This is a genomic window from Nocardiopsis sp. FR4 (assembly GCF_009830945.1).
Lineage (GTDB): Bacteria > Actinomycetota > Actinomycetes > Streptosporangiales > Streptosporangiaceae > Nocardiopsis.
In genome coordinates this window covers 72924-97708 of record NZ_VWVV01000023.1, presented here as the reverse complement: position 1 = coordinate 97708, position 24785 = coordinate 72924, and the positions used below count along the sequence as shown (strand labels likewise).

Below are 24785 nucleotides of genomic sequence, written 5' to 3'. Positions count from 1 at the left end.
ACGGTCTTGTTCTGGGAGCGTTGAATCAGCCAGACCCTGCTTGTTTCAGGGACATTCTCACCGGGGAGGTGCCCATGGACGCCGTGACCAACGTCCCTCTGCCGCAGAACGAACCCGTTCTGTCCTACGCGCCTGGCAGCGCCGAGCGCGAGGAGCTCGTCGCCAAGCTGGAGGAGCTCGGCAGCCAGAGCATCGACCTGCCGATGCGCATCGGAGGCGAGAGCCGCATGGGCGGCGGCGAGCCCATCGACGTCGTGCAGCCGCACCGCCACTCCGCCGTCCTGGGCACCATGCGCAACGCCACCCACGACGACGCCCGCGACGCCATCGCCGCGGCCAAGGCCGCCGCCCCCGCCTGGCGCGCGATGTCCTTCGACGACCGCGCCGCCATCCTGCTGCGCGCCGCCGAACTGCTCTCCGGCCCCTGGCGCGCCACCATCAACGCCGCCACCATGCTCGGCCAGTCCAAGACCGTGCAGCAGGCGGAGATCGACTCGGCCTGCGAGCTGATCGACTTCTGGCGCTTCAACGTCTCCTACGCCCGCGAGCTCATCGCCCAGCAGCCGCTGAGCGTCAAGGGCGTGTGGAACCGCATGGAGCAGCGTCCGCTGGAGGGGTTCGTCTACGCGATCACCCCCTTCAACTTCACCGCCATCGCGGGCAACCTGCCCACCGCCCCTGCGCTGATGGGCAACGTGGTCGTGTGGAAGCCCTCCCCGACCCAGCAGTTCGCCGCCGAGCTGACCATGCGCCTGCTGGAGGAGGCGGGCATGCCCCCCGGCGTCATCAACATGGTCACCGGTGACGGCCTGGCCGTCTCCGACATCGCCCTCAACGACCCCGAGCTGGCCGGGGTGCACTTCACCGGTTCGACGAAGACCTTCCAGCACCTGTGGCGCAGCGTCGGCGAGAACATCGCCAACTACCGGGCCTACCCGCGCATCGTCGGCGAGACCGGCGGCAAGGACTTCATCGTCGCCCACTCCTCGGCCGACCCGGAGATCCTGCGCACCGCCATCGTGCGCGGCGCCTTCGAGTACCAGGGCCAGAAGTGCTCCGCCGCCTCGCGCGCCTTCGTGGCCCGCTCGGTGTGGGAGAAGGTCCGCGACGACCTGGTCGCCGAGACCGAGGCCCTGCCCATGGGCGACGTCACCGACCTGTCCAACTTCATCGGCGCGGTCATCGACCGCCGGGCCTTCGACAAACTGGCCGGGGTCCTGGAGGACGCCAAGTCCGACCCGACCCTGACCGTCCTGGCGGGCGGCACCGCCGACGACTCGGTCGGCTACTTCGTGCGCCCCACCATCATCGAGGGCTCCGACCCCTCCCACGACGTGTTCCGCACCGAGTACTTCGGTCCGATCGTCGCCGTGCACGTCTACGAGGACGAGAAGTTCGACGAGATCCTCAAGGTCGTCGACGAGGGCTCGGCCTACGCCCTGACCGGTGCCGTCCTGGCCAACGACCGGGCCGCCGTCGCCAGGGCCACCGAGGCCCTGCGCTTCACCGCGGGCAACTTCTACATCAACGACCGGCCGACCGGCTCCATCGTGGGCCAGCAGCCCTTCGGCGGCGGTCGCGCCTCGGGCACCAACGACAAGGCGGGTTCGGCGCAGAACCTGTCCCGCTGGTCCAGCCCGCGCGCCATCAAGGAGACCTTCGTCGCGCCGACGGTCTCCTCCTACCCCCACCAGGGGTAACACGGCGCCCCTCCCGTCCTGGGGAGGCGCAACCCCCCGAGGAATCCCAGGTGCGGCCGGGACACCGCCCGGCCGCACCCCGTTCGCGCCAGCCGACCGGCTCGCGCACGTCTTCGTCGAGGTCACCATGCTTCGTAAACCCCTGCTGCTCGCGGCGAGGTCACAGGCCTGCCGCACGCTGGTCGAGCGCACTCCCTTCACCCGGGCGATGGTCAAGCGGTTCGTGGCGGGATCCACCCAGGAGGAGGCCCTCCCGGCGGTGGAGGCCCTGACCCGGGACCGCTACGTCACCCTGGACTTCCTGGGTGAGGACACCACCGACGCCGTCCAGGCCGCGGCCACGGTGACCGCCTACCAGGACCTGCTGGCCGCTCTGGGCGAGGCGGGCCTGGCCGGGCGCGCCGAGGTGTCGGTCAAGCTCTCCGCCGTGGGCCAGTTCCTGGACCGCGACGGCGAGAAGATCGCCCTCGACAACGCCCGGCAGATCGCCGAGGCCGCCCAGGCCGTCGGCACCACGGTGACCCTCGACATGGAGGACCACACCACCACCGACTCCACGCTGGGCATCCTGCGCGAGCTGCGCCAGGACTTCCCCTCGGTGGGCGCGGTGCTTCAGGCCTACCTGCGCCGCACCGAGGCCGACTGCCGCGACCTGAGCGGGGCCGGCTCCCGGGTGCGCCTGTGCAAGGGCGCCTACGACGAGCCCGAGTCGGTGGCCTTCCGAGACAAGGCCGAGGTGGACGGGGCGTACGTGCGCGCGCTGCGCGTTCTCATGGAGGGCGAGGGCTACCCGATGGTGGCCTCGCACGACCCGCGCATGGTCGCCATCGCCGGTGAGCTGGCCGCGGCCAACGGCCGGGGAGCGGACGACTACGAGTACCAGATGCTCTACGGCATCCGCGACACCGAGCAGGTGCGCCTGGCCGCCGAGGGCAAGCGGATGCGCGTGTACGTCCCCTACGGCACCGAGTGGTACGGGTACTACATGCGCCGCCTGGCCGAGCGCCCGGCCAACGTGCTGTTCCTGGCCCGTTCGCTCGTCACCCGCGACTGACGCGGCGTTCGGCGGGCCGATCCGTCCCCGTCCCCGGTACGCCGGGGGCGGGGACGCCGCGTACCGGGGGGCCGTGTCCCAACGGTGACCATGCCCGCGGAACCGGGAACGGGGCCCGTACGTTACTTTGTGGGCAGCAAACCACGCGTTGAAAGGGCCTTGACAAGACATGCGGATGCGGAGTTCCAACCCCGTCCTCAAGCGGGCGCTCCAGCAGGCTGGGCCGACTGGGTACTCCCAGCCGGGTTACGGTCAGCCGGGCTACGGTCAGCAGCAGGGTTACGGCCAGCCGGGTTACGGACAGCCGTACCCGCAGCAGGGTTACGGCCAGCCCTATCCCCAGCAGGGTTACCCCCAGCAGGGCTACCCCGGCGGTCCGGTGCAGAGCGCCGACAACCAGCCGATGACCATCGACGACGTGGTCGTGCGCACCGGCATGACGCTCGGTGTGGTCGCGGCCTTCGGCGCCGTCAACTACTTCCTGTTCGGCTCGGCCCCCGGCATCGCCCTGATGCTCACCTTGGTGGGCGCCATCGGCGGTCTGATCCTGGGCCTGGTGATCGCCTTCAAGCAGATCACCAACCCGGCGGCCATCCTGACCTACGGGGCCCTGGAGGGTTTGCTGGTCGGCGGCCTGTCCGCGTTCCTGGCCTACACGCTGGAGGCCAGCACCGGCCAGGCCGGTGCGGGCGGCACCCTCGTCACCCAGGCGGTGGTGGGCACCGTCCTGGTGTTCGGCGTCATGCTCGCCATGTACAAGTTCCGCATCATCAAGGTGACCGACGGCTTCGTCAAGGCCGTCACGTACGCGGTGATCGGCGCCGCCGCCCTGATGCTGGTCAACTTCGTCCTGAGCTTCTTCATCTCCGGGGGCCTGGGCCTCCGTGAGCCGAGCCCGCTGGGCCTGCTCGTGGGCATCGTGTTCGTCGTCCTGGCCGCGCTGACCCTGGCCGTGGAGTTCCGCGGTATCGAGGAGGGCCTCAGCGCCGGGGTCCCCAACAAGCTGGCCTGGCAGTTCGCCTTCGGCCTGACCGTCTCCCTGGTGTGGCTCTACATCGAGATCCTGCGCCTGCTCTGGATCATCAAGATGATGTTCTCCGAGTAGCGGTCACCGCCTGAACGAGGCCGCCGCGGCGCCCGCCGCGCAGCGGCCGCATGCGAGGGGCCGCCGCCCGGACCGTATCCGGGGGCGGCCCCTTCGCCGTGTCGTACGCGGCCGCGGGCGGCCGGGTCAGACCTTCCCGCGACGGGGAGCGGGGATGGAGCGGTTCCTGCGGCGGCGGTCGTACTCCGTCACCAGGGCCTGCGCGTACCACTGGGGCAGCTCGTACTCGTCGGCGAGCCAGTTCGACCGGTCCTGGCAGCGGACCAGGCCCGGTCCCTTGTCGAGGGCGTCGAACCACTCGTGGAGTCCTCGGCCGGTGACGGCCGGGATGCGTTCGATGAGCTTGGCGTGGATCTCCGGCGAGTGGGTTACCGACATAGGCACCTCCGGCAGTGCGTTTGGCGTGTGGCACTTATCTGCGACACTGCATCAGCATCACGTTTTGGACAAGCCCTGGTCACCAGCTTTTACCTTGCCGGTGTGGGAACGTTTGTCTGAGTGTGCTTCCTAGTCGAACACGGAAGTGAAATCCGGGGTTGCGCGCGTGTTCCGGCCATGGTCGGGGTGTCCTGGGGGCCAGGTGCAAAGTGTCCGAAACGGAGGACTCCGCGCCGGGGGAGCACGATCGGTGCCAGGCGGGCCCGACCGCTCCGAAGCGCCACCGAACAGGGCGAAGGGCCCGGAACGCGGGAGGTTCCGGGCCCTTCGGGCGTCCGCCGGTCCGCGCCGGGTGCGACCGGGCGGCGGACGGTGCGGCTCAGGCGGTTCAGCTCAGGCGCTCGAAGACGGCCGCCATGCCCTGGCCGCCGCCGACGCACATGGTCTCCAGGCCGAACGTGCGGTCGTGGAACCGGAGCCCGTTGAGCAGGGTGCCGGTGATGCGGGCGCCGGTGGAGCCGAAGGGGTGGCCCACCGCGATGGCGCCGCCGTTGACGTTGAGCTGGGAGTCGATGTCGATGCCCAGCTGGTCGGCGGAGGGCAGCACCTGCGCGGCGAAGGCCTCGTTGATCTCGACCAGGTCGATGTCGCCGATGGCCATGTTGGCGCGGGCCAGCGCCTGCTTGGAGGCCTCGACCGGGCCCAGGCCCATGATCTCCGGGCTCAGACCGCTCACACCGGTGGAGACGATGCGGGCCAGCGGGGTGATGCCCAGCTGCGCGGCCTTGGTGTCGCTCATGATGACCACGGCCGAGGCGCCGTCGTTGAGCGGGCAGGCGTTGCCCGCGGTCACGGTGCCGTCGGGGCGGAACACCGGCTTGAGCTCGGAGACCTTCTCGTAGGTGGTGCCGCGGCGGATGCCGTCGTCGGTGCTGACCACGGTGCCGTCGGGCAGGGTCACCGGGGTGATCTCGCGCTCCCAGAAGCCGTTGTCCAGGGACTTCTCGGCCAGGTTCTGCGAGCGCACGGCGAACTCGTCCTGGCGCTGCCGGGAGACGCCGGTGAGCTGGGCGACGTTCTCGGCGGTCTGGCCCATCGCGATGTAGGCGTCGGGGAGCTTGCCGTCCTCGCGCGGGTCGGTCCAGGTCCCGGCCCCGCCCTCGGCGCGCTTGGCGGTGCGTTCCTTGGCCTCGTCGAAGATCGGGTTCTCGTTCTTGCCGTCGTCGCTGCTGCCGTTGACGAACCGGCTGACGGTCTCCACCCCGGCGGAGACGAACACGTCTCCCTCGCCCGCCCTGATGGCGTGGAAGGCCATGCGGGTGGTCTGCAGGGAGGAGGAGCAGTAACGGGTGACGGTGGTGCCCGGAACGGTGTCCAGGCCCAGCTGCACGGCCACGATGCGGGCCATGTTGAATCCCTGTTCGCCGCCGGGCAGACCGCAGCCGAGCATCAGGTCGTCGATGCTCCGGGGGTCCAGTTCGGGGACCTTGGCCAGGGCGGCGCGCACGATCTGGGTGGTCAGGTCATCCGGGCGGATGTCCTTGAGCGAGCCCTTGAAGGCGCGGCCGATCGGGGAGCGGGCGGTTGCGACGATGACTGCTTCGGGCATGGCTGCGTCCCTAACGGTTGAGGTGCTGCGGGTCAGGCTCGGCGCCGGAGGCCGCGCGGCGGTCGGCGCGCCCGCCACCTCCAGCATCGCTTGTTACCGACCAGTAAACCCGTCGGCGCCCCCCGCACGCCACCCGGGGTCGGCGTTCAGTCCTCCCCGCCGGAGCGCTCGCCGCCCCCGGCCGTGCCCACGTCGGCGGTCCGCGCGCGGTCGGAGTCCTGTCCGCGGAGCCGGAACGGGCCCCGGACGAGGGCGGCCCAGCGTCCGCGCCCGCTCGGCATAAGCCCTCTGAACTGGGAATCCGCCCGGGACACCTCCGTTCCGGGGGTGTCGGCGGCGACCACGGCCGCGCGGTCCACCGGGAGGATGCCGCTGGTGCGCTCGGCCTCGTCCAGCTCCGGGAGCAGGCCCAGCGCGGCGCAGGCCGAGGGCAGCACGGCGAAGGCGGCCTGGGAGTACCCGAGGGCTGACGGATGAAAACGGTCAGGCCCAAACATGCTTAGTGGGTTGGTCCGAAAATCGTCGGACAGGAGGTCGCTCATCGAGACCGTGCGCCCGCCGACCTCGGTGACCGCGATGGTCTGCGCGGCGGCGAGCTGGCGGGAGGCGCGGCGGGCCAGCGAGCGCAGCGGCCAGCCGATCGGGCGGACGGTCCCCAGGTCGGGGCAGGTGGCCACGACCACCGCCGTGCCGTGGTCGACCAGCCGGCGGACGGTCTCGCGCAGCTGCGCCACCGCGTCGTTGGGCCGGACCCTCCGGATGACGTCGTTGGCGCCGATGAAGACGACCGCCAGGTCGTAGCGCGAGTCCGGATCCAGCGCGCCCGAGCGCTCGACCTGGGCGGCCAGTCCGGCGGAGGTGGCGCCGGGGGAGGCGGTGCAGCGCAGCCGCACGGGGCGGTCGGCGGCGGCCGCCAGCCCCGAGGCCAGCAGGACGCCGGGGGTCTCGGCGGCCCGCTCCACCGCGAAACCGGCGGCGGTGGAGTCGCCCATCATGAGCATCCGGATCGGCGGCCCCTCGCCGTCACCGTAGACGCCGTCGACCCTCGGTCTGTTCCACGAGGTGACGCCGACCGCGCGGCGGGCGAGCTTGGCCTGCAGGTACAGGAGTACGACGGTGCCGCCGCCGACGAGTGTGAGTCCGCCGCCGCCGAACGCCGTGGCGGCCGCGATCCGCCGTGCGCGTACGGCTCGCAGCATCGGACACCCCCTGGCCTCGCGAGTGCCTGCCCCGGCAGGCCGGACACGAGTGAGGTTACCGGCGGGCAACCCCCGAATCACGTACCTGCGCGGCACACAATCCGAGCCCCCGGGTGAGGTGTTTGCCGCCGCCGGGGACAGGAGGCGCGCGGCCGGCCCACGGCCGTGTGATCCGGCGGAAACCGCTGGTGGAGAACGATTAGAGTCGGAGGGAGACGGGCCGGACCGGCCCAGGGCCCCGGACTCGCCACCGGGGCGAGGAAACGGCGGGCCGCGACCCGGTCGCCACAATGCTGAGGGAGCACACGTGCGGGTATACGACTCACTGATCGACCTGGTCGGGGACACCCCCCTCGTCCGGCTGAACAAGGTCACCCAGGCCCTCGGCCCGAACGCCCCGACGGTCCTGGCCAAGGTCGAGTACTTCAACCCGGGCGGCTCGGTCAAGGACCGCATCGCGCTGCGCATGGTCGAGGCGGCCGAGAAGAGCGGCGAGCTCGCACCGGGCGGCACCATCGTCGAGCCGACCTCCGGCAACACCGGCATCGGCCTGGCCATCGTCGCCCAGGAGAAGGGCTACCGCTGCGTCTTCGTCTGCCCGGACAAGGTCGGTGCGGACAAGCTCTCGGTCCTGCGCGCCTACGGCGCCGAGGTGGTCGTGTGCCCGACCACCGTGGCCCCCGACCACCCCGAGTCCTACTACTCGGTCTCCGACCGGCTGGCCGCCGAGATCCCCGGCGCCTGGAAGCCCAACCAGTACGAGAACCGGAACAACCCCGAGTCGCACTACCACGCCACCGGCCCCGAGATCTGGGAGCAGACCGAGGGCCGCATCACCCACTTCGTGGCGGGCATCGGCACCGGCGGCACCATCAGCGGCACCGGCCGCTACCTCAAGGAGGTCTCGGGCGGCCGGGTCAGGATCGTGGGCGCCGACCCCGAGGGCTCGGTCTACTCCGGCGGCTCCGGGCGCCCCTACCTGGTCGAGGGCGTGGGCGAGGACATCTGGCCGGGCACCTACGACACGTCCGTGTGCGACGAGATCGTGGCCGTCAGCGACAAGGACTCCTTCCTCATGACCCGCCGCCTGGCCCGTGAGGAGGCCCTGCTGGTCGGCGGCTCCTGCGGCCTGGCCGTCGAGGCGGCCCTGCGCGTGGCCCGCGACGCCGGGCCCGACGACGTCATCGTGGTCCTGCTGCCCGACGGCGGCCGGGGCTACCTCGGCAAGATCTTCAACGACGAGTGGATGGCCGACTACGGGTTCCTGTCCGCCCAGACCGAGGAGGCCACCGCGGGCGACGTCCTGGCCGCCAAGGGCGGGGAGATGCCCGACTTCGTGCACACCCACCCGGACGAGACCGTCGGCACCGCCGTGGCGATCATGCGCGAGTACGGCGTCTCCCAGCTCCCGGTGATGAAGGAGGAGCCCCCGGTCATGGCCGCCGAGGTGGTCGGCGCCATCGCCGAGCGCGACCTGCTCGACGCCCTCTTCGACGGCCGCGCCCAGCTGGACGACATGGTCGAGGCCCACATGGGCAGGCCCCTGGCCACCGTCGGCACGGGCACCCCGGTCAGCGACTGCGTGCGCCTGCTGCGCGCCTCCGGCGCCCTGGTCGTGCTGCGCGACGGCAAGCCGGCGGGCATCCTCACCCGCCAGGACCTGCTCGCCCACCTGTCCGGCTGAGCACCGGCCGCACAGCCCGCGGAGGCCCGCACGGGGCCCGGACCGCGCTCCGACCGAGCGCGGTTCGGGCCCCGCTGTGTAGGGTCCGGACAGTTCGCCGCATACTCGGACACTGCTAATGTTCGCGACAGTTACTGGTAGGTAATAAATGGGGGCACGCGTGTCGCGGCTGTTGTCCTGGATCATCCGCTCCGTCTGGTCGTACGCCCGCCGCAAGGCCGAGATCCGCTCCGACTCCCGGGCGGCCCGCCGGTTCGCGCGCTTCGGCGCGGGCTCGGCGATCGCCTTTCCCACGGCCACCCTCTACGGGGAGCCCTGGATCGAGATCGGCGTGCACACCGTCCTGGGCGGGGACATGACCCTCGCCGCGGGCATGGGCCCCGACTACGACCTCGGGCCGGGCACGGTCGTGCGCATCGGCTCGGGCTGCGCGATCGGCCGCGGCTCGCACATCGTCGCCCACAAGTCCGTCGACATCGGCGACCACGTCTACACGGGCCCCTACGTCTACATCACCGACCAGAACCACGCCTACGCCAACACCGAGATGCCGGTGGGCCTGCAGTGGCCGGTGGACGACCCGGTCAGCATCGGCGACGGCAGCTGGATCGGCGCGAACGCGGTGATCCTGCCCGGCGTGCACCTGGGCCGCAACTCCGTCGTGGCCGCGGGGACCGTGGTGCGGCCGGGCACCTACCCCGACCACGCCGTCATCGCGGGCGTGCCGGGCAAGGTCGTGCGCACCCACGACCCCGAAGTGGGCTGGGAGCCGCCGCTGCGCGAGAGCGGCACCCCCACCCGCGTGCCCACCCCCGTCACCGGCCTGCCCCCCGAGGCGCCCGCCGAGCCGCCCGGCCCCGGGTCGGCCACCCGCTTCCCGCCCGCCTGAGCCTCCGCCCGCCCTCCCGGGGCCGCGGCCCGGCTCCCTGTGGAGAACGGGAGGCCACTGGTCGTGGGGCACTATTGTGAGCCCATGACGTTCGACGGGTTTGAAACGCTGGCCATCCACGCGGGACAGGAGCCGGACGCCGGTACCGGGTCCGTGGTGGTGCCCATCTACCAGACCAGCACCTACGCCCAGGACGGGGTGGGCGGTCTGCGCCAGGGCTACGAGTACTCGCGCACCGGCAACCCCACGCGCGCGGCCCTGGAGGAGTGCCTGGCCGCCCTGGAGTCCGGTGTGCGCGGCCTGGCCTTCGCCTCCGGCATGGCCGCCGAGGACACCCTGCTGCGCACCGTCCTGTCGCCGGGCGACCACATGATCATCCCCGGCGACGCCTACGGCGGCACCTTCCGGCTGGTCTCCAAGGTGGTCGAGCGCTGGGGCGTGCAGTGGGACGCCGTCGACCAGTCCGACCCCGAGGCCGTGCGCGCGGCCGTGCGGCCCAACACCCGGGTGGTGTGGACCGAGACCCCCACCAACCCGCTGCTCAACATCACCGACATCGAGGCGGTCGCCGGGATCGCTCACGACGCGGGCGCCCTGCACGTGGTCGACAACACCTTCGCCTCGCCCTACCTGCAGCGTCCGCTGACCCTGGGCGCGGACGTGGTCGTGCACTCCACCACCAAGTACCTGGGCGGCCACTCCGACGTGGTCGGGGGAGCGCTGGTGGTCTCCGACGCCGAACTCGGCGAGCGGCTGGCCTTCCACCAGAACACCATGGGCGCCATCCCCGGGCCCTTCGACTCCTGGCTCACCCTGCGCGGGATCAAGACCCTGGGCGTGCGGATGGACCGGCACAGCGCCAACGCCGAGCAGGTGGTGGCGGTGCTGGAGGGCCACCCCGCGGTGCGCCGGGTGTTCTACCCCGGGTTGGACGGCCACCCCGGTCACCGGACCGCCGAGAAGCAGATGAAGTCCTTCGGGGGGATGGTCTCCTTCGCCCTGCGCGACGGGGAGAAGGCCGCGCTGACCCTGTGCGAGCGGACCGAGGTGTTCACCCTCGGCGAGTCGCTGGGCGGGGTGGAGTCCCTGATCGAGCACCCCGGCCGGATGACGCACGCGTCCACCGCGGGCTCCGCGCTGGAGGTCCCGGCCGACCTGGTGCGGATCTCCGTGGGCATCGAGTCCGCCGACGACCTGGTCGCCGACCTCCTCCAGGCCCTGGGGGGCTGACCCGCCATACGGAGGATTCCTCCGGACACCGGTGGCCGGAGGAGGGGGAGAGGTCTCGGGCCCCGGGCCTGTGCGCCCGTCCGGCCCCGCCGCGCGGGTCCACCGGCTGTGCGCCGGGCCCGTCGCGGCTCGTGCTTCCTGTGGGGGCGGGACCACCGTCAGACGTGGTTCCGCTCCCGGTTCCTACGGTTCAGACCGCGGTGGGCGTGCGGTCCCGGGAGCCGGCTCCTTTGCCGGGGAAGCGCAGTCCCACCACGAGGCTGCCGGTGCGGGAGAGGGGGGTGCTGCCCTGGCCGCCGCGCAGCGAGCGGTAGGTTCCCCGGTCGTCCTGGCGGCGGATGCCGATGCAGACGGCGAGGAAGAACCCCGCTGCCAGGCCCAGCAACACGACTCCGACGAGCGCGATGATGTTGGGGATCATGCTGTTCTCCTAGGGGGGAAGTTCTCGGTGCTCCGGTCGCCCCCCGACGGCGGGAGGGGGCGTTGTGCGGTGTTCCACGGTTCCGGTTCTCTGTTCTGGGAAGTCGCGCTCGGGGCAGGCGCCTGGTCGAAGGTGCGGGGCCGTCGATTCTCGTCCTCGCCGGTGTCCTGGCGGCGTCGAAGCCGTATACCTGGAGTGGCGTTCCTCTACTATGGGCTCATGTTGGCCGGATGGCCCCGTTCATCTGGTGTCCTGCTTAGCTTGTTGGTACAAGATAAGCAGTTGGTTGGTCTTTTACCCCGGCAAGGACTGATGTATGCGGGCAGAGAGCAGATACCGGCAGATCGCGCGCGCCCTGCGGCGCGAGATCCAGGAGGGAGGCCTGCCCCGCGGCGGTCAGCTGCCCTCCGAGAAACAGCTGGAGGAGCGCTTCGAGGCCTCCCGCAACACCATCCGCCTGGCCCTGGGCATGCTGCGCAACCAGGGGCTCATCGTCAGCCGCCCCGGGCGCGGGCACTTCGTCCAGGACGTGGTCCCCGAGACCTTCCACGCCAACCGGAACGGGCCCAACGGCCTGAATGAGTCGGGGATGACCGGGCAGAACCTGGAGGAGCTCCAACTCCTCAGCGCCACCCCCGACATCGCCAGCCGACTACGGGTCCCCGAGGGCGACATGACGGTCGTCCGCCGCATGTACCGGTTCTCCGGAGAGGTCTCGGCCTCCGTCAGCGCCGCCTACTACCCCATGGACCTGGTCCAGGACACCCCGCTCATGCTGCCCGAGGACGTGGAGAGCGCCCTGGCGGTCCTGGCCGAGCACGGCCAGCGCCAGGTCGGCTTCGTCGACGAGCTGGAGACCCGTATGCCCACCCCGCAGGAGGCCAACCAGCTCGAACTCCCGCCCGGCGTCCCGGTGCTGACGGTCCACCGCACCGACCTGTCCGAGGAGCGCCCGATCCGGCTGGTGCAGACGGTCTACGCGGGGCACAGCATCCGCTACCAGTACGAACACGGCAACATGAACGCCTACCACCGGGACTGAGCACACCCATGAACACGTCGAGGAAGACGGTTGTCGCCGACCACCTGCGCGAGGCGCTCGCCAGGGGCGACTACAAACCGGGCGAGCGGCTGCCGGGGGAGGAGGAGCTCGCCGAGCAGCTCGACGTCTCCCGCGCCACCGCCCGCCTGGGCATGCGCATCCTGCAGGACGAGGGACGGATCGCCATCCGCGCCGGGCGCGGGGCCTTCGTCGCCGACCACCGGCCGATCGTCCACCTGGCCACCCCCGTCACGGGCGGCGGGGACTCCGAGCGCTTCCAAGCGGGTTACCAGCCCCACCTGCGCGAGGCCGGGTACGACCAGGTCCGGCAGGAGACCAAGGTCAGCCTGGACACCATGCGGCCCAAGGTCGCCAAGCGGCTGCGCCACGGGGTCGAGGGGGGCGCCCAGGGCGACCTGGTCGTGGTCCGCTCCTCCTCCCGGTTCGTCGAGGGCGGGCTGTGGCAGTCCCAGGTCACCTACTTCCCCTACGACATCGCGGGCAACACCCCGCTCATGTCCCCGGAGAGCCTGGAGGAGGGGGTGACCGCGGTCCTGCGGTCGCTGGGGTACCGCGAGGAGTGGAACTGGGACATCGTCGGCGCCCGGATGCCCTCCCCCGACGAGGCCGAGTCCTTCGGCCTGGGGCCGGGCATCCCGCTGCTGGTCCAGGAGCGGGTGACCTACGAGGGCGAGCGCCCGCTGCGGTTCACCGAGACGGTCATGCCCGCCAACCGCCACCAGCTGCTCTACTCCGGGGGGGAGGCCCCCGAGGAGCTGCTGGTCCTGGCCTCCGACGTCAACATCTTCGAGCGCTGACCCGTCCCGGCCCAGGGCGTGTGGTGGGTGCCGTCCGTCGCGCGGCAGGGCGGGTATCCGCCTACACGCCCTGGTTCCGGCGGCCCAGGTAGCTGTCCACCACCAGCGGGCCCAGCGCCTCGGAGTCGGCGTGCACCACCCGCACGCCGCGCCGCCGCTCCACCAGCGCCTGGAACCCGCGCAGCCGGGGGTCGTCCGCGAGCAGGAAGAAGGTCACCTCCGCGCCCTGGCGCAGGGTCGCGTCCAGCTCGGCGACGGTCAGCTCCACCGTGCGCGGGGAGGCGGGCCAGGCGAACCGGGCGTCTCCGTCCTCGCCCAGATGGGCGGTGGGCTCGCCGTCGGTGACCACCAGCACCTGCGGGCGCAGCCCGCCGTGCCGCCGCAGGTGGGCGCGGGCCAGCCGCAGGGCGTGGTACAGGTTCGTGCCCGGGACCCGGCGCCAGTCGTGGGCCACGAGCGCGCCCACGGACAGCTCCCGGGCCCGCTCCCCGAAGCCGACCAGGTGCAGCCGGTCCTGCGGTCGGCGCGTCGCCACCAGGGTGTGCAGGGCCAGTGCCGTGCGGGTGGCGGCCTCGTGCAGGGAGCGCGTCACCATCGAGTGGGACAGGTCCACGAGCAGGGAGACCGCGGCGGCCTCCACGGGTTCGGTCCCGGCCGCCCGCAGGTCCTCGGTGCGCAGCACCGCGTCCCGCTCACCGGGCCGGGACCGGCGCAGCGCCGCCTCCCGCACGGTCGCGACCGCGTCCAGGTCCCGGTCCCCGTCGAAGGGCAGCGGAACCCCGGTGGGCTCGCCGCCGGGCGCGCCGCCTCCCCGGTGGGAGCCGTCCCGGCCGCCGCGTCCGAGCCGCGCGGCCTCCACGTCGCGCAGCGCCACCTCGCCCAGGCGGCGCAGTTCGCGCGGGCTCAGCCCGTGGTCGGCCTCGTCCAGCCGTCCCAGGGCCAGGCCCGCCTCGCGGCCCAGCTCCCGCTCCAGCAGGCGGCCCAGTCCGACGGCGTCCAGCGCGCCGAGGGCGCCGCGGTCGCCGTCGGCGTAGCGGGTCAGGGCACGCTCCAGGGCGACCAGCTCGGGGGTGCCCGCGGGTCCGTCCAGGGCCGGGGCGATCAGCCCCAGCAGCTCGCGGGCCGCGGCCACGGCCTCCTCCGGGGGCGGGTCGGGTTCGGCCAGGGGGTCGGGCCCGCCCATGTACGCCCGGTACCGGAACCTCACACGCACCCGCCTTCCCGAATCGCGCGCCTACGCACCAGTGCCTTCCCGGATCGCCGGGGTGGTAGACCTCTCAGAAGCGGTACACCCCTCCGTCGGGCAGGGCGTCCTTGGACAGGCGCCGCTCCAGGTACAGGCCCTCCAGCGCGAACTCCACCACGGCGGCGGCCAGCCCCGGTGTGGGCGGGCCGTCCTCGGCCTCCGGCGCGGCGCGGCCGATCATCGCGGCCAGCCCCGGCACGGCACCCACCCGGCGCAGCAGTTCGGCGGCGCCGACCAGGTCTCCGGTCTCCACCGTTCCGCCGCCCGAGAAGCGGTCGCTGAGCGCGGACAGGTCCGCCTCCCCAAGGCGGGCGCGGAAGGTCTCCGCCACGGCCCGGCGCAGCAGCGCGTGCAGGACCTCCGCCTCGCGCCCCTCCGCCTCCAGCTCGAACTCGACCTTGCCCAGCAGGGGCTCCACCGCCGCGGGCAGGTCGCACACCCGGGCCACCGGGACCTCCTCGCCCGACAGCGCGGCCCGGCGCAGCGCCGAGGCCGCCACCGTCTCGGCCGCCGCGATCGCGAAGCGCACCGAGACCCCCGACCGCGCGTCCACCTTCTTGGATGCGCGCACCAGCCGGGTGAAGCGCGCCACCGCCTCCAGCAGGTGCGCGGGCACGACCGTGCCCTCGGGCAGGGCCGCTTCCTGCCGGACGAGCGCCAGCTCGTCGGCCAGGGTCAGCGGGTAGTGCGTGCGCACCTGCGCGCCGAAGCGGTCCTTGAGCGGGGTGACGATGCGCCCCCGGCTGGTGTAGTCCTCGGGGTTGGCGCTCGCCACGAGCAGCAGGTCCAGGGGCAGCCGCAGGCTGTAGCCGCGCACCTGCAGGTCCCGTTCCTCCAGCACGTTGAACAGCGCCACCTGGGCCCGGGCGGGCAGGTCGGGCAGCTCGTTGACGCAGAACACGCCCCGGTTCGCGCGCGGCACCAGGCCGTAGTGGATGGTGTCCGGGTCGCCCAGCGACAGACCCTGGGCCAGCCGCGCCGGGTCCACGTCGCCCACCAGCTCGCCCACCCCGGTGTCGGGTGTGCCCAGCTTCTCGCCGTAGCGCTGCCCGCGGTGCCGCCACACCACGGGCAGCGCGTCGCCCTCCCGGGCGGCGCGGCGCACACAGGAGGGGCAGACCGGGGCATAGGGGTGGTCGTTGACCGGGCACCCGGCCACGGCGGGCGACCACTCGTCGAGCAGGGCCGCCAGGGTGCGGATCAGCCGGGTCTTGCCCTGGCCGCGCTCGCCCAGGAGCACGATGTCGTGCCCGGCGAGCAGGGCCCGCTCCACCTGCGGCAGCACGGTGGAGTCGAACCCGTGCACGCCGGGGAAGCGGGGTTGCCCCGAACCCATCCGCCGGAGCAGGTTCTCGCGCACCTCGGCGGCGACCGGGCGGTGCGTGTGTCCGGACTCGCGCAGCTCCGCGAGGGTGCGCGGGAGCGGCGGCGGGGGCGGGGGTTCGGGGAGGGCGCTCACACCCCGAACCTATCCGCAACCGCCGGGGCCCGTCCGACGCGCGGGGGCCGCACCGGATCCGAGCCGGACCCGTACGGCCGCGCCCGCGCACAGCACCACGGCGGCCCCGCCGAGGACGGTGGGCCAGGTGAGCGGCTCGCCCAGGAACAGCGCGGCCCAGCACACGCTCAGCACGGGCTGGACGAGCTGCACCTGGCTGACCCGGGACATCGGTCCGACCGCCAGGCCGCGGTACCAGGCGAAGAAGCCGAGGAACATGCTCACCACGCCGAGGTAGGCGAAGGCGGTCCACTCCGCAGCGGTGGCGGCCGGGGGGTGCCGCACCGCCGTGACGGCGGTGAGGGCGCACATCAGCGGGACGGAGAGCACGAGCGCCCAGGAGATGGTCTGCCAGGCGCCGAGCTCACGGGCCAGGAGCCCGCCCTCGGCGTAGCCGATCCCGGCCGCCGCGACCGCGCCGAGCAGGAGCAGGTCGGACCAGTGCGGGCCGCCGAACCCGCCCCGCGCCGAGGCGAACGCGACCGCGGCGAGCGCGCCGACGGCGGCCACGGCCCAGAACCGGCCCGGGGGCCGTTCGCGTTCGCGCAGCACGGCCGTCACCGCGGTCGCGGCCGGAAGGAGCGCGACCACGACGGCGCCGTGGCTGGCCGGGACCGCGGTCATCGCGAAGGAGGTCAGCACGGGGAAGCCCACGACCACGCCAGCGGCGACGACCGCCAGGCGCGCCCACTGGCTCCCGCGGGGCAAGCGCTGCCGGGTGAGCGCCAGCGCCGCGGCGGCGAGCAGGGCGGCGACCACCGCGCGGCCGGAGCCGACGAACAGCGGTGACATCCCGCCGTCGTCGACGGCGGCCCGGGTGAGGGGGAGGGTGAACGAGAAGGCGGTGATCCCGAGCAGACCCCACCACAGCCCGGCCCGCTGGGATAGCGCCTGCGGTCGCGGACGAGTAGCGCTACTGTTGTCTGTCATGAATAACGATAGCAGTGCGCGGATCGTGCGGGACCTGCGGGAGTGGATCGCCACCGCCGCGCCGGGGGCCCGGCTGCCGTCCACCCGGGCCCTGGTCGCGCGGTACGGCGCCAGCCCGGTCACCGTACAGAAGGCGCTGCGCGTCCTGGCGGCCCAGGGGATGGTGGAGAGCCGACCCGGCGTGGGGACCTTCGTCCGCGCGGTCCGCGTGGCCCGACCCCACGACTACGGGTGGCAGACCGCGGCCCTCGGATCGCCGCGCGACCGCGCCCCCGGCCGGCCCGCGGCGCTGCGCACCGTCCCCAACGACGTCATCGCGCTGCACTCGGGCTACCCGGACCGGGAACTGCTGCCCGGGCGCCTGGTGCGGGCCGCCTTCGCCCGCGCCTCGCGCGGCGACGCCGCCGTGGCGCGTCCGCCCTCGGCCGGTCTGCCCGAACTCCAGGCGTGGTTCGCGGCCGAGCTCGCCGCCGCCACCCCGGTCGGCGTCACGCCGCCGGCGCCCGGCGACGTCGTCGTCTTCCCCGGCAGCCAGAGCGGGCTCAGCACCGCCTTCCGCGCCCTGGTCGGCGCGGGCCGACCGCTCCTGCTGGAGTCGCCGACCTACTGGGGGGCGATCCTGGCCGCCGCGCGGGCGGGGGTGCGGGTCGTGCCCGTGCCCAGCGGCGCCCGCGGCCCCGACCCCGAGGAGCTGGCGCGGGCCTTCGAGCGGACCGGGGCGCGCGCGTTCTACGCCCAGCCCACCTTCGCCAACCCCACCGGCGCCCGGTGGCCGTCCGACCTGGCCGACCGGGTCCTGGACGTGGTCCGCGCGCACGGCGCTTTCCTGGTCGAGGACGACTGGGCGCACGACTTCGCCATCACCGGGGAGGCGGTCCCCGTCGCGGCCCGCGACGACGGCGGCCACGTCGTCTACCTGCGCTCGCTGACCAAGAGCGTCTCCCCGTCCGTGCGCGTGGCCGGGGTCCTCGCCCGCGGACCGGCCCGCGAACGCCTGCTCGCCGACGCCCAGGCCGAGGCCATGTACGTCAGCGGGCTCCTCCAGGCCGTCGCGCTCGACGTCGTCACCCAGCCCGCCTGGCGCACCCACCTGCGGGGCCTGCGCCAGCAGCTGGCCGCGCGCCGGGACCTGCTCCTCGGCGCGCTGCGCGAGCACGCCCCCGACCTGCGGCCGGAGTCCGTGCCGGAGGGAGGGCTCAACCTCTGGTGCCGGATGCCGGACACCACCGACGTGGCCCGGCTGGTCCGGGACTGCGAGCGGGCCGGGGTGGTGGTCTCCCAGGGCGAGGAGTGGTTCCCCGCCGAACCGGCCGGGGCCTACCTCCGACTCAACTACTCCGGGCCCCGCCCCGGCGCCTTCCCCGACGGAGCGCGCGCCATCGGGCGGGCACTCGCGCGCCAGCGGGGGTCCCTGGGCGGCACCGAGGTGGAAGAATGGGCGTGACGGTGGAGTCCTGCGTCCGGCCGTGAGGGCCGGTGAGACCGGGGGTGGCAGCTGGTGGCGCGTTTCGGCGATGCACTGACGACGGGAGCCGACCTCGTGAACGCGGCCGAGCGGGCCGTGACGGACGCGCTGGAACAGGTGGACGGCCCCGCCGACCTGGTGTGCTTCTTCGTCTGCGGCGCCGACACCGAGGAGGTCACCCTCGCGGGCAGGCGCGTCATGGAGCTGGCCGGGGACGCCGCCACCCTGGGGTGCAGCTCCACCGGCGTCATCGGCGGCGGCCGGGGCGTGGAGGGCCAGGGCTCGGTGAGCGTGTGGTGCGCGAGCCTGCCCGGCGTGGAGATCACCCCGTTCCGTCTGGACACCATCATCGAGGGCGACCACCTGGCCGTCGTCGGGATGCACGAGCCCGGGCCGCGCGACCGCGCCGCCATCCTGCTCACCAACCCCTACGAGTTCCCCACCCAGGCCTTCGTGCGCGAGTCCACCGAGGCCCTCGGCGGCCTGCCCATCGTCGGCGGCATGGCCGACGGGATGCGCGGTGAGGAGTCCGTGCGGCTCTTCTGCGAGGGCGAGGTGGCCGAGAACGGAGCGGTCGGCGTCCTCGTCGGCGGTGAGAACGTCCTGGGCGCCGTGGTCAGCCAGGGCTGCCGCCCCGTCGGGCCGCCCATGACCGTCACCAAGTCCGAGGGCAACCTCCTGCTGGAACTCGCGGGCACCAACGCCTACCAGAAGCTGGAGGAGCTGGTCGAGGAGCTCTCCGAGGAGGACCGCGCGCTGGCCGAACAGGGCCTGCACATCGGCATCGCCATGGACGAGTACGCCGACCACCACGACCAGGGCGACTTCCTCATCCGCACCCTCGCCGGGGCCGACCCCGAACTCGGCGCCCTCACCGTCGGCGACATGGTCGAGGTCGGCCAGACCGTCCGCTTCCAGGTCCGCGACGCCGGGACCGCCGACGAGGACCTCGCCCGGCGGCTCTCCGACTTCGGCGCCCAGCACCCCGTCGGCGCCGGGCTGCTCTTCTCCTGCAACGGCCGCGGAGCCTCGCTCTTCCCGCACGCCGACCACGACGTCCTCGCCGTGCACCGGGTCCTGGGCGTCGACGCCGTCGCCGGGTTCTTCGCCGCTGGGGAGATCGGGCCCGTCGGCGGCGTGAACCACGTGCACGGGTTCACCGCCTGCCTGCTGGCCTTCTCCTAGCACGGCGGAACGGGGTGCCCACGCCTGCGCGCGTCCTCGGCTTCCGCCGCGGTCCAGCGCGCCGGTAAGCCCGCGAAGCGCCCCGGTGCCGTCCCCGCACGTGGAGATCGGTGAAGCCTCCAGGGCCAGCGGGGTCAGTGCCAGGTCGTTGCGGTACTACGGGGATGAGGGTCTGATCGTCCCCGGGCTCTGCCGCAACGGGTACCGCGACTACTGCCGGTCCACCCCCGACCGGGCCCGCGTCATCCGCTCGCCGCTGGAGTCCGGGCTGCCCGTGCGGTGGTCCTGCCCCACCCCGCCTCCGGGTCCGGCGCTGACGCAGACGCGGCGTGCGCGGAGTTCCCGCACGAGGTGCCGCGGCGACCCGAGGCGGGCCGGACCCGCGGCGAGCACGCCCTCGATCCCCGGCGCCAGGAGCCGGACGGGCGGACCGTGCGCCCGCCACCAGGGCGGACCTTTACCCTCCCCGTACCGACACCCGAGACGCCCTGCTTGAGCACGCACCGTCCAGAATGCTTACTGAGTGTGATCAATTCTGCCGCTCCACGTGTTCAGCGAGGCCAGACCAGCATGTCCGATCCCAGGCGCGCACGCGCCACCGCCACCGTTTCCGGTCCTCCCGGGGCCTTCACCGCCCGCACCCCCGCCGCCCGCACCGCGGCGGCGGGGGTGCGGGCCCTGGCGTCCCTGGGCGCCGCGGCCCTCCTCCTGACGCTGGCCCCGGCGCCGGCCCTCGCGCACGGGGAGTGGCTCCGCCAGGACCTGGCCGCCGCCGACCGCGTCGGCCTGGTCCTGGAGTCCGGGGCGCTGCGCCTGGACGAGGAGAGCGCCGGGGACACCGGGGTGCGCACCTACCGGTCGCCGGGGGCCGAACCGCGCTACGCCGGTCTGGCGATCCTGCCCGAGCAGCCCCTGGACGCCCCCACCGACACGGTCGACGTGCGGGTGCGTACCGACGGGCGGGCGGAGGACGTGCTCACCGAGCTGCGCGGCGTCCGCTCCGACGGCATGTGGACCGAGTGGCATCCCACCGGGGAGGAGGGCGGCCGGGTGGCGCTCCCGCGCGACGTCTCCCGGGTGCAGCTGCGGGTGGAGGTCGACGGGAACCGCACCGCCGTCACCGGTCTCTACCTGCGCCGGTTGGAGAGCAGCGGCGGCGAGCCCGGCGGCTCCGGGGCGGACGCCCCGGAGGAGGGTGAGACCGCCGAACCCGCCGCGCCGTTCTCGGCGAGGCTGTTCGCCACCCGGATCGGCCTGGTCGGCAGCAGCACCGCCAACGGCCACCGGGTGCGGGAGAACGACTACTTCGCGGCGCTGCCCTCCCGCCGGGGGCTGGCCTCCCGGGGCGAGGGCGAGTACACGGTGCGGGTGTGCACCACCGGCGCGCTGGGCCCCCAGGGCACGGGCGACACCGAGGGCCACCGGCCGCGCTGCGCCTACCTGCCGGTGTGGGACGTGGGCCCGTGGAACATCCGGGACGACCACTGGAACGCCCGGCGCGAGTCCTGGCGCGACCTGGACCGGGGGCGCCCCCAGGCCCAGGCGGCCTACGCCGAGGGGCACAACGGCGGCCTGGACGGGTTCGGCCGGCGCGTGCGCAACCCCGCCGGGATCGACCTGGCCGACGGCGCCTTCCGGGACGGGCTGCGCCTGCCCACCAACGGGTGGGTGCGGGTCGACTACCTCTGGACCGGGGAGTACCTGCGGCACGCCCGGATCGGCACCGACAGCCGGTACGACCCGGTGACCGTGCGCCGGGGCCCGGGCACGCAGTACGCCGAGGTGGGCCTGGCCGCGCACAGCGCCCACGTCGACGTGGCCTGCCAGACCTCCGGCGAGCAGGTGCGGGGGCCGGGGGGAAGCGCGAACACCTGGTACCGCATCGGCGAGGAGCACTACGTTCCGGCGGTGTTCGCCGAGGGCGGCGCCGACGCCCCCGACTGCGCGGAGCTGTAGGGGGCGCCGGCGCCGGTTCAGGCGCGGATGACCACGGTCCCGGCGACCCGGTCGTGCAGGGTGCGAGCGCGCCGGTCGCTGAGGGCGGCCAGGGACTCGGCCAGGGTGAAGACGTGGCCCACGCAGGGCAGCGACTGGGGCAGGCCGAAGAACGCGGCCCGGCCCATCGCCTGACCCTGGCTGAGCCTGCCGCCGTCGGCGGCGCTGACCACCTTGACCCCGACCATCATCTTGCCGAGCGTGCGTCCCCAGGTGACCAGGTACAGCCAGTCGTAGAAGAACAGCAGCAGGCCCCAGCCGAACACGAACAGCAGGGCCCACAGGTTGGCCTCGGCGTCGCTGGTCTCCTCGTTCCCGGTGAGGGCCACCGTCACGAGGATCATGACGACGAAGAAGGCCGCGGCGGCCACGACCGCGAGCACGTAGTCGATGAGCCGGGCGGCGAGGCGGCGGCCCAGGGTGGCCGGTTCGGGGGCGGCGCCCCGCCCCGGGGCCGCTCCGTGTCCGGGAACCGGGCCGGGGACGGGCGGACCCCAGCCGGGCGGGGGAGCGCCCTGTCCGGGCACGGGGCCGCCGGGGGCCCAACCCGGGGGCCGGTACGGGCCGGGGCGTGGTTCCTTGGGGTTCCAGTAGGGCGAGGACATGGCGACGGGGGTCCCTCAGTTCCGTTGGCGGGTGCTCCTGCGGGGGCTGCGCGCGTGCGGGCCCGCGCGCGCTCCGAGCCTATGACGTGCGAGGCCCCCGAGGGGATCCCTCGGGGGCCTCATCCGCCGGAGGGGCGCCGCGGCCGCCCCGGGACGGAGCGGACCGCGCACCCCGGAAAAGCGGTGGGGGCGGCCGGTGCCGCCCCCCAACCTGATCCGCCGCGTGTGGTGTCACATACCGCTGTAGGGGACGGCGTCGATGATCTCGACCCCCAGACTCTTGCCGTTGGGGAGCTGGTAGCTCACCTTCTCGCCCACCCTCTTGCCGTTGATGGCGGAGCCGAGCGGCGACCGCGGAGAGTACACGTCGATCGGGGAACCGCTCTCCTCGCGGGAGGCGAGCAGGAAGGTGACCTCGTCGTCGTCCCCGTCGAACTTGACGGTGACGGTCATGCCGGGGCCGACCACGCCCTCGGTGCGGGGCGCCTCGCCGACCCGCGCGTTGCGCAGGATCTCGGTGAGCTGGAGGATCCGTGCCTCCATCTTGCCCTGCTCCTCCTTGGCGGCGTGGTAGCCGCCGTTCTCCTTCAGGTCACCCTCTTCCCGGGCCGCCTCGATCTTCTCCGCGATCTCGATGCGCCCCCTCCCCGACAGGTGGTCCAGCTCGGACTTGAGCCGGTCATACGCCTCCTGGGTGAGCCAGGTGACGTTGTCATCGCGGGTCTGGGTCACGGGAACTCCTTGTGTACTAGTAGCAAAGGCCACCAAGCGGCCAGAGCTGAACTTACGAGAATATCACCGTGCGTCGTCACACACGGGTACCCGCGGTTCGGCCCGGTCGCCGGGACCGGCTGGGAGGGGCTCGGTGGATCAGTCCTGCGAACCTTGTTCCCTGCACGAGGCCACTTCTACCGTGGCTGCCTGACGAACCGTTTCAACGGTCGTGGTGACCATGCGGTTCCCGGCCTCGGCGGTGCTGCGGGTCTGTCCGACCTCCACCAGCTGCTCGTCCCGGGCCACGATCAGGCACTCGGCCCCGCCCCTGCTGTTCACCTCGTAACTGATGGTGGCCTGGTCGGGCGCGGGGGCCGAGAAGGTCACCACCTGGTGGTAAACGCCACCGCCCAGACCGCTGTAGTTCATCACCGAATAGCCCCAGCCCACCGCGCACAGCAGGGCGAACAGGGTGCCGAGCACGAAGAAGACCGGGCCGTTGCCGTGGCGCTTGCGCAGCGCGGGCGCGGTAGCGGCCGGGGCGTCGGCCGTCGTCTGGGCCGCGGTGTCGGCACTGGTCACGGCGTCTTCTTCCGGGGTCGGCTGCATCGGGAATCTCCGAACAAGGGGACGGTGTTGTCTAAGATATCCCCGACCTGACAGCCTCCCCACGCGGCCCGTGCGTGAGCCGTTCGACCGGGCCCGGGGGAGCCGGGCGGCCGCGCCCCCGCGCCCGCCACCTAGTCAAGGAGAACTCTTCGTTGTCCGAGCGCCTGCGGCTTATGGCCGTTCATGCCCACCCCGATGACGAGTCCAGCAAGGGCGCGGCCACCATGGCGCGCTACGTGGACGAGGGCGTCGACGTGCTGGTCGTCACCATGACCGGTGGCGAACGCGGTGACATCCTCAACCCCGCCATGGAGCGTCCCGACATCCGCGAGAACATCGCCCGGGTCCGCCGCGAGGAGATGGCGCGGGCCAGGGAGATCCTGGGCATCCAGCAGGAGTTCGCCGGTTTCGTCGACTCCGGCCTTCCCGAGGGCGACCCGCTGCCGCCGCTGCCCGAGGGCAGTTTCGCGACGCTGCCGGTGGAGGAGGGCGCCGCCCCCCTGGTGGCGTCCATGCGCCGCTTCCGCCCGCACGTCGTCCTCACCTACGACGAGAACGGCGGCTACCCGCACCCCGACCACATCATGACGCACAAGGTGTCGATGCACGCCTTCGACGCCGCGGGCGACCCCGACGCCTACCCGGAGGCGGGCGACCCCTGGCAGCCCCTGAAGCTGTACTACTTCGTGTCCTTCCCGCCCGAGCGGTTCGAGGCCCTGGCGGACGTGCTCGCCGCGCGCGGCATGGCCAACCCCTTCGAGGAGTGGATGAAGCGGATCAACGACCGCGACCGCCCCCGCTGGGAGATCACCACGAGCGTGCACTGCAGCGAGTACTTCGACGTCGCCGACGAGGCCCTCAAGGCGCACGCCACCCAGGTCGACCCCAACGGCTTCTGGTTCGCCGTGCCCAACGAGATCGTCGCGGAGGCCTGGCCGACCGAGGACTACCACCTGGTGCGCTCGCTGGTGGACACCGAGGTCCCGGAGAAGGACCTCTTCGACGGTGTCCGAGAAGCAGTGAGAGTATGAGGGGTATGAACACCCTTCTCACGCCCGCGACGGTGCTGGCGAGTGACTTCGAGCTGGACAGCAACTCGGTCACCCCGGGCGTCCTGGGCTTCCTGGTCGTCTTCGCGATCGGCGTCGGACTCTACTTCCTCATGCGCAACCTCACGCGCAGGCTCCGCGCGCTGCCCAAGGACGAGGAGTTCGCCGCCCGGGTCGAGGCGGCCGGCGGGGAGCGGGCCGAGGAGCCCGGCACCGAGGGGGCCGGGGGCGACGACACCGGGCACGCCGAGGACGCCAGCCCCGCCGCCGTACCCGCCGAGGGCTCCGAGCCCGGCACCGGTGACTCCGCGACGCGGACCTGAAGTACCCTCCCCCGCCCTGAACCAGCGGGGGAGCGGT

The 24785-nt window shown here is 73.1% G+C and carries 24 protein-coding genes; 14 read left to right on the top strand and 10 right to left on the bottom strand.

Features of this window, described 5'->3' with window-relative positions; genetic code table 11:
• The first annotated feature begins 74 nt into the window (after positions 1-74).
• The 3 genes from pruA (at position 75) to FYW95_RS19600 (ending at position 3859) form a co-directional block, all read left to right on the top strand.
• On the top strand, positions 75-1700 hold the full coding sequence (gene pruA / locus FYW95_RS19610; protein WP_159941777.1) for an L-glutamate gamma-semialdehyde dehydrogenase: 1626 nt from the start codon (positions 75-77) through the stop codon (positions 1698-1700).
• A gap of 127 nt (positions 1701-1827) precedes the next feature.
• The gene (locus FYW95_RS19605) at positions 1828-2754 is read left to right on the top strand and encodes a proline dehydrogenase family protein (protein WP_159941778.1); all 927 of its coding nucleotides are present in this window, start codon (positions 1828-1830) and stop codon (positions 2752-2754) included.
• Positions 2755-2923: 169 nt separating this feature from the next.
• Entirely contained in the window at positions 2924-3859 is a 936-nt protein-coding gene (locus tag FYW95_RS19600) for a Bax inhibitor-1/YccA family protein (protein ID WP_159941779.1), read from the top strand.
• A 126-nt stretch (positions 3860-3985) separates the two neighbouring features.
• Here FYW95_RS19600 and FYW95_RS19595 read toward each other — a convergent pair whose 3' ends face one another.
• The 3 genes from FYW95_RS19595 to FYW95_RS19585 form a co-directional block, all read right to left on the bottom strand.
• Positions 3986-4237, bottom strand: a complete 252-nt coding sequence (locus FYW95_RS19595) for a DUF4287 domain-containing protein (protein ID WP_159941780.1) — start codon at positions 4235-4237, stop codon at positions 3986-3988.
• 388 nt (positions 4238-4625) lie between these two features.
• Positions 4626-5846 (bottom strand): acetyl-CoA C-acetyltransferase, encoded by a 1221-nt coding sequence (locus FYW95_RS19590; protein WP_159941781.1) that lies wholly within the window; start codon positions 5844-5846, stop codon positions 4626-4628.
• A 146-nt stretch (positions 5847-5992) separates the two neighbouring features.
• Positions 5993-7045, bottom strand: coding sequence for an SGNH/GDSL hydrolase family protein (locus tag FYW95_RS19585; RefSeq protein WP_159941782.1), 1053 nt, complete (start codon positions 7043-7045; stop codon positions 5993-5995).
• A gap of 307 nt (positions 7046-7352) precedes the next feature.
• Between FYW95_RS19585 and FYW95_RS19580 the strand changes: the two genes are divergently transcribed.
• The 3 genes from FYW95_RS19580 to FYW95_RS19570 all read left to right on the top strand — a co-directional run bounded on the left by FYW95_RS19580 (position 7353) and on the right by FYW95_RS19570 (position 10848).
• The gene (locus FYW95_RS19580; protein ID WP_159941783.1) at positions 7353-8729 is read left to right on the top strand and encodes a cystathionine beta-synthase; all 1377 of its coding nucleotides are present in this window, start codon (positions 7353-7355) and stop codon (positions 8727-8729) included.
• Between the two features lie 148 nt (positions 8730-8877).
• On the top strand, positions 8878-9618 hold the full coding sequence (locus FYW95_RS19575) for an acyltransferase (protein WP_159941784.1): 741 nt from the start codon (positions 8878-8880) through the stop codon (positions 9616-9618).
• A gap of 84 nt (positions 9619-9702) precedes the next feature.
• On the top strand, positions 9703-10848 hold the full coding sequence (locus FYW95_RS19570) for a cystathionine gamma-synthase (RefSeq protein WP_160050641.1): 1146 nt from the start codon (positions 9703-9705) through the stop codon (positions 10846-10848).
• Positions 10849-11038: 190 nt separating this feature from the next.
• On the opposite strand, the gene FYW95_RS19565 is transcribed toward FYW95_RS19570, so the two are convergent.
• Positions 11039-11269, bottom strand: a complete 231-nt coding sequence (locus FYW95_RS19565) for a hypothetical protein (protein WP_159941786.1) — start codon at positions 11267-11269, stop codon at positions 11039-11041.
• A gap of 316 nt (positions 11270-11585) precedes the next feature.
• Between FYW95_RS19565 and FYW95_RS19560 the strand changes: the two genes are divergently transcribed.
• A complete protein-coding gene (locus tag FYW95_RS19560; protein WP_159941787.1) occupies positions 11586-12311 on the top strand; it encodes a GntR family transcriptional regulator in 726 nt (241 codons plus the stop codon).
• An 8-nt stretch (positions 12312-12319) separates the two neighbouring features.
• Positions 12320-13129 (top strand): GntR family transcriptional regulator, encoded by an 810-nt coding sequence (locus tag FYW95_RS19555; RefSeq protein ID WP_160050640.1) that lies wholly within the window; start codon positions 12320-12322, stop codon positions 13127-13129.
• Positions 13130-13190: 61 nt separating this feature from the next.
• Here the strand turns inward: FYW95_RS19555 and FYW95_RS19550 are convergent, their stop codons facing one another.
• The 3 genes from FYW95_RS19550 to FYW95_RS19540 form a co-directional block, all read right to left on the bottom strand.
• Positions 13191-14336, bottom strand: a complete 1146-nt coding sequence (locus FYW95_RS19550) for a vWA domain-containing protein (RefSeq protein WP_236572252.1) — start codon at positions 14334-14336, stop codon at positions 13191-13193.
• Positions 14337-14406: 70 nt separating this feature from the next.
• Complete coding sequence (locus FYW95_RS19545; protein ID WP_160050639.1) at positions 14407-15834, bottom strand: sigma 54-interacting transcriptional regulator; 1428 nt, start codon at positions 15832-15834, stop codon at positions 14407-14409.
• Positions 15835-15843: 9 nt separating this feature from the next.
• Positions 15844-16803, bottom strand: coding sequence for a DMT family transporter (locus FYW95_RS19540; protein ID WP_160050638.1), 960 nt, complete (start codon positions 16801-16803; stop codon positions 15844-15846).
• Between FYW95_RS19540 and FYW95_RS19535 the strand changes: the two genes are divergently transcribed.
• The 4 genes from FYW95_RS19535 to FYW95_RS19520 all read left to right on the top strand — a co-directional run bounded on the left by FYW95_RS19535 (position 16802) and on the right by FYW95_RS19520 (position 21409).
• Positions 16802-18247 carry an aminotransferase-like domain-containing protein gene (locus tag FYW95_RS19535; protein WP_160050637.1) on the top strand — a complete coding sequence of 482 codons (1446 nt, stop codon included), beginning with the start codon at positions 16802-16804 and terminating at the stop codon, positions 18245-18247. The genes FYW95_RS19540 and FYW95_RS19535 overlap by 2 nt on opposite strands.
• A 54-nt stretch (positions 18248-18301) precedes the next feature.
• A complete protein-coding gene (locus FYW95_RS19530; protein ID WP_160050636.1) occupies positions 18302-19453 on the top strand; it encodes an FIST signal transduction protein in 1152 nt (383 codons plus the stop codon).
• 85 nt (positions 19454-19538) lie between these two features.
• Positions 19539-19949 (top strand): MerR family DNA-binding transcriptional regulator, encoded by a 411-nt coding sequence (locus FYW95_RS28975; protein ID WP_370463007.1) that lies wholly within the window; start codon positions 19539-19541, stop codon positions 19947-19949.
• A 74-nt stretch (positions 19950-20023) separates the two neighbouring features.
• Positions 20024-21409 (top strand): hypothetical protein, encoded by a 1386-nt coding sequence (locus FYW95_RS19520; protein ID WP_236567702.1) that lies wholly within the window; start codon positions 20024-20026, stop codon positions 21407-21409.
• A 17-nt stretch (positions 21410-21426) separates the two neighbouring features.
• On the opposite strand, the gene FYW95_RS19515 is transcribed toward FYW95_RS19520, so the two are convergent.
• The 3 genes from FYW95_RS19515 to FYW95_RS19505 form a co-directional block, all read right to left on the bottom strand.
• Positions 21427-22053 (bottom strand): RDD family protein, encoded by a 627-nt coding sequence (locus tag FYW95_RS19515; RefSeq protein WP_159941794.1) that lies wholly within the window; start codon positions 22051-22053, stop codon positions 21427-21429.
• A 231-nt stretch (positions 22054-22284) separates the two neighbouring features.
• Positions 22285-22785 carry a transcription elongation factor GreA gene (gene greA / locus FYW95_RS19510; protein ID WP_159941795.1) on the bottom strand — a complete coding sequence of 167 codons (501 nt, stop codon included), beginning with the start codon at positions 22783-22785 and terminating at the stop codon, positions 22285-22287.
• Between the two features lie 138 nt (positions 22786-22923).
• Positions 22924-23376 (bottom strand): DUF4307 domain-containing protein, encoded by a 453-nt coding sequence (locus FYW95_RS19505; protein ID WP_160050635.1) that lies wholly within the window; start codon positions 23374-23376, stop codon positions 22924-22926.
• 152 nt (positions 23377-23528) lie between these two features.
• Here FYW95_RS19505 and mca point away from each other — a divergent pair, with 152 nt between their 5' ends.
• Positions 23529-24407 carry a mycothiol conjugate amidase Mca gene (gene mca / locus FYW95_RS19500; RefSeq protein WP_159941797.1) on the top strand — a complete coding sequence of 293 codons (879 nt, stop codon included), beginning with the start codon at positions 23529-23531 and terminating at the stop codon, positions 24405-24407.
• A gap of 5 nt (positions 24408-24412) precedes the next feature.
• On the top strand, positions 24413-24748 hold the full coding sequence (locus tag FYW95_RS19495; protein ID WP_159941798.1) for a hypothetical protein: 336 nt from the start codon (positions 24413-24415) through the stop codon (positions 24746-24748).
• Positions 24749-24785 lie beyond the last annotated feature (37 nt).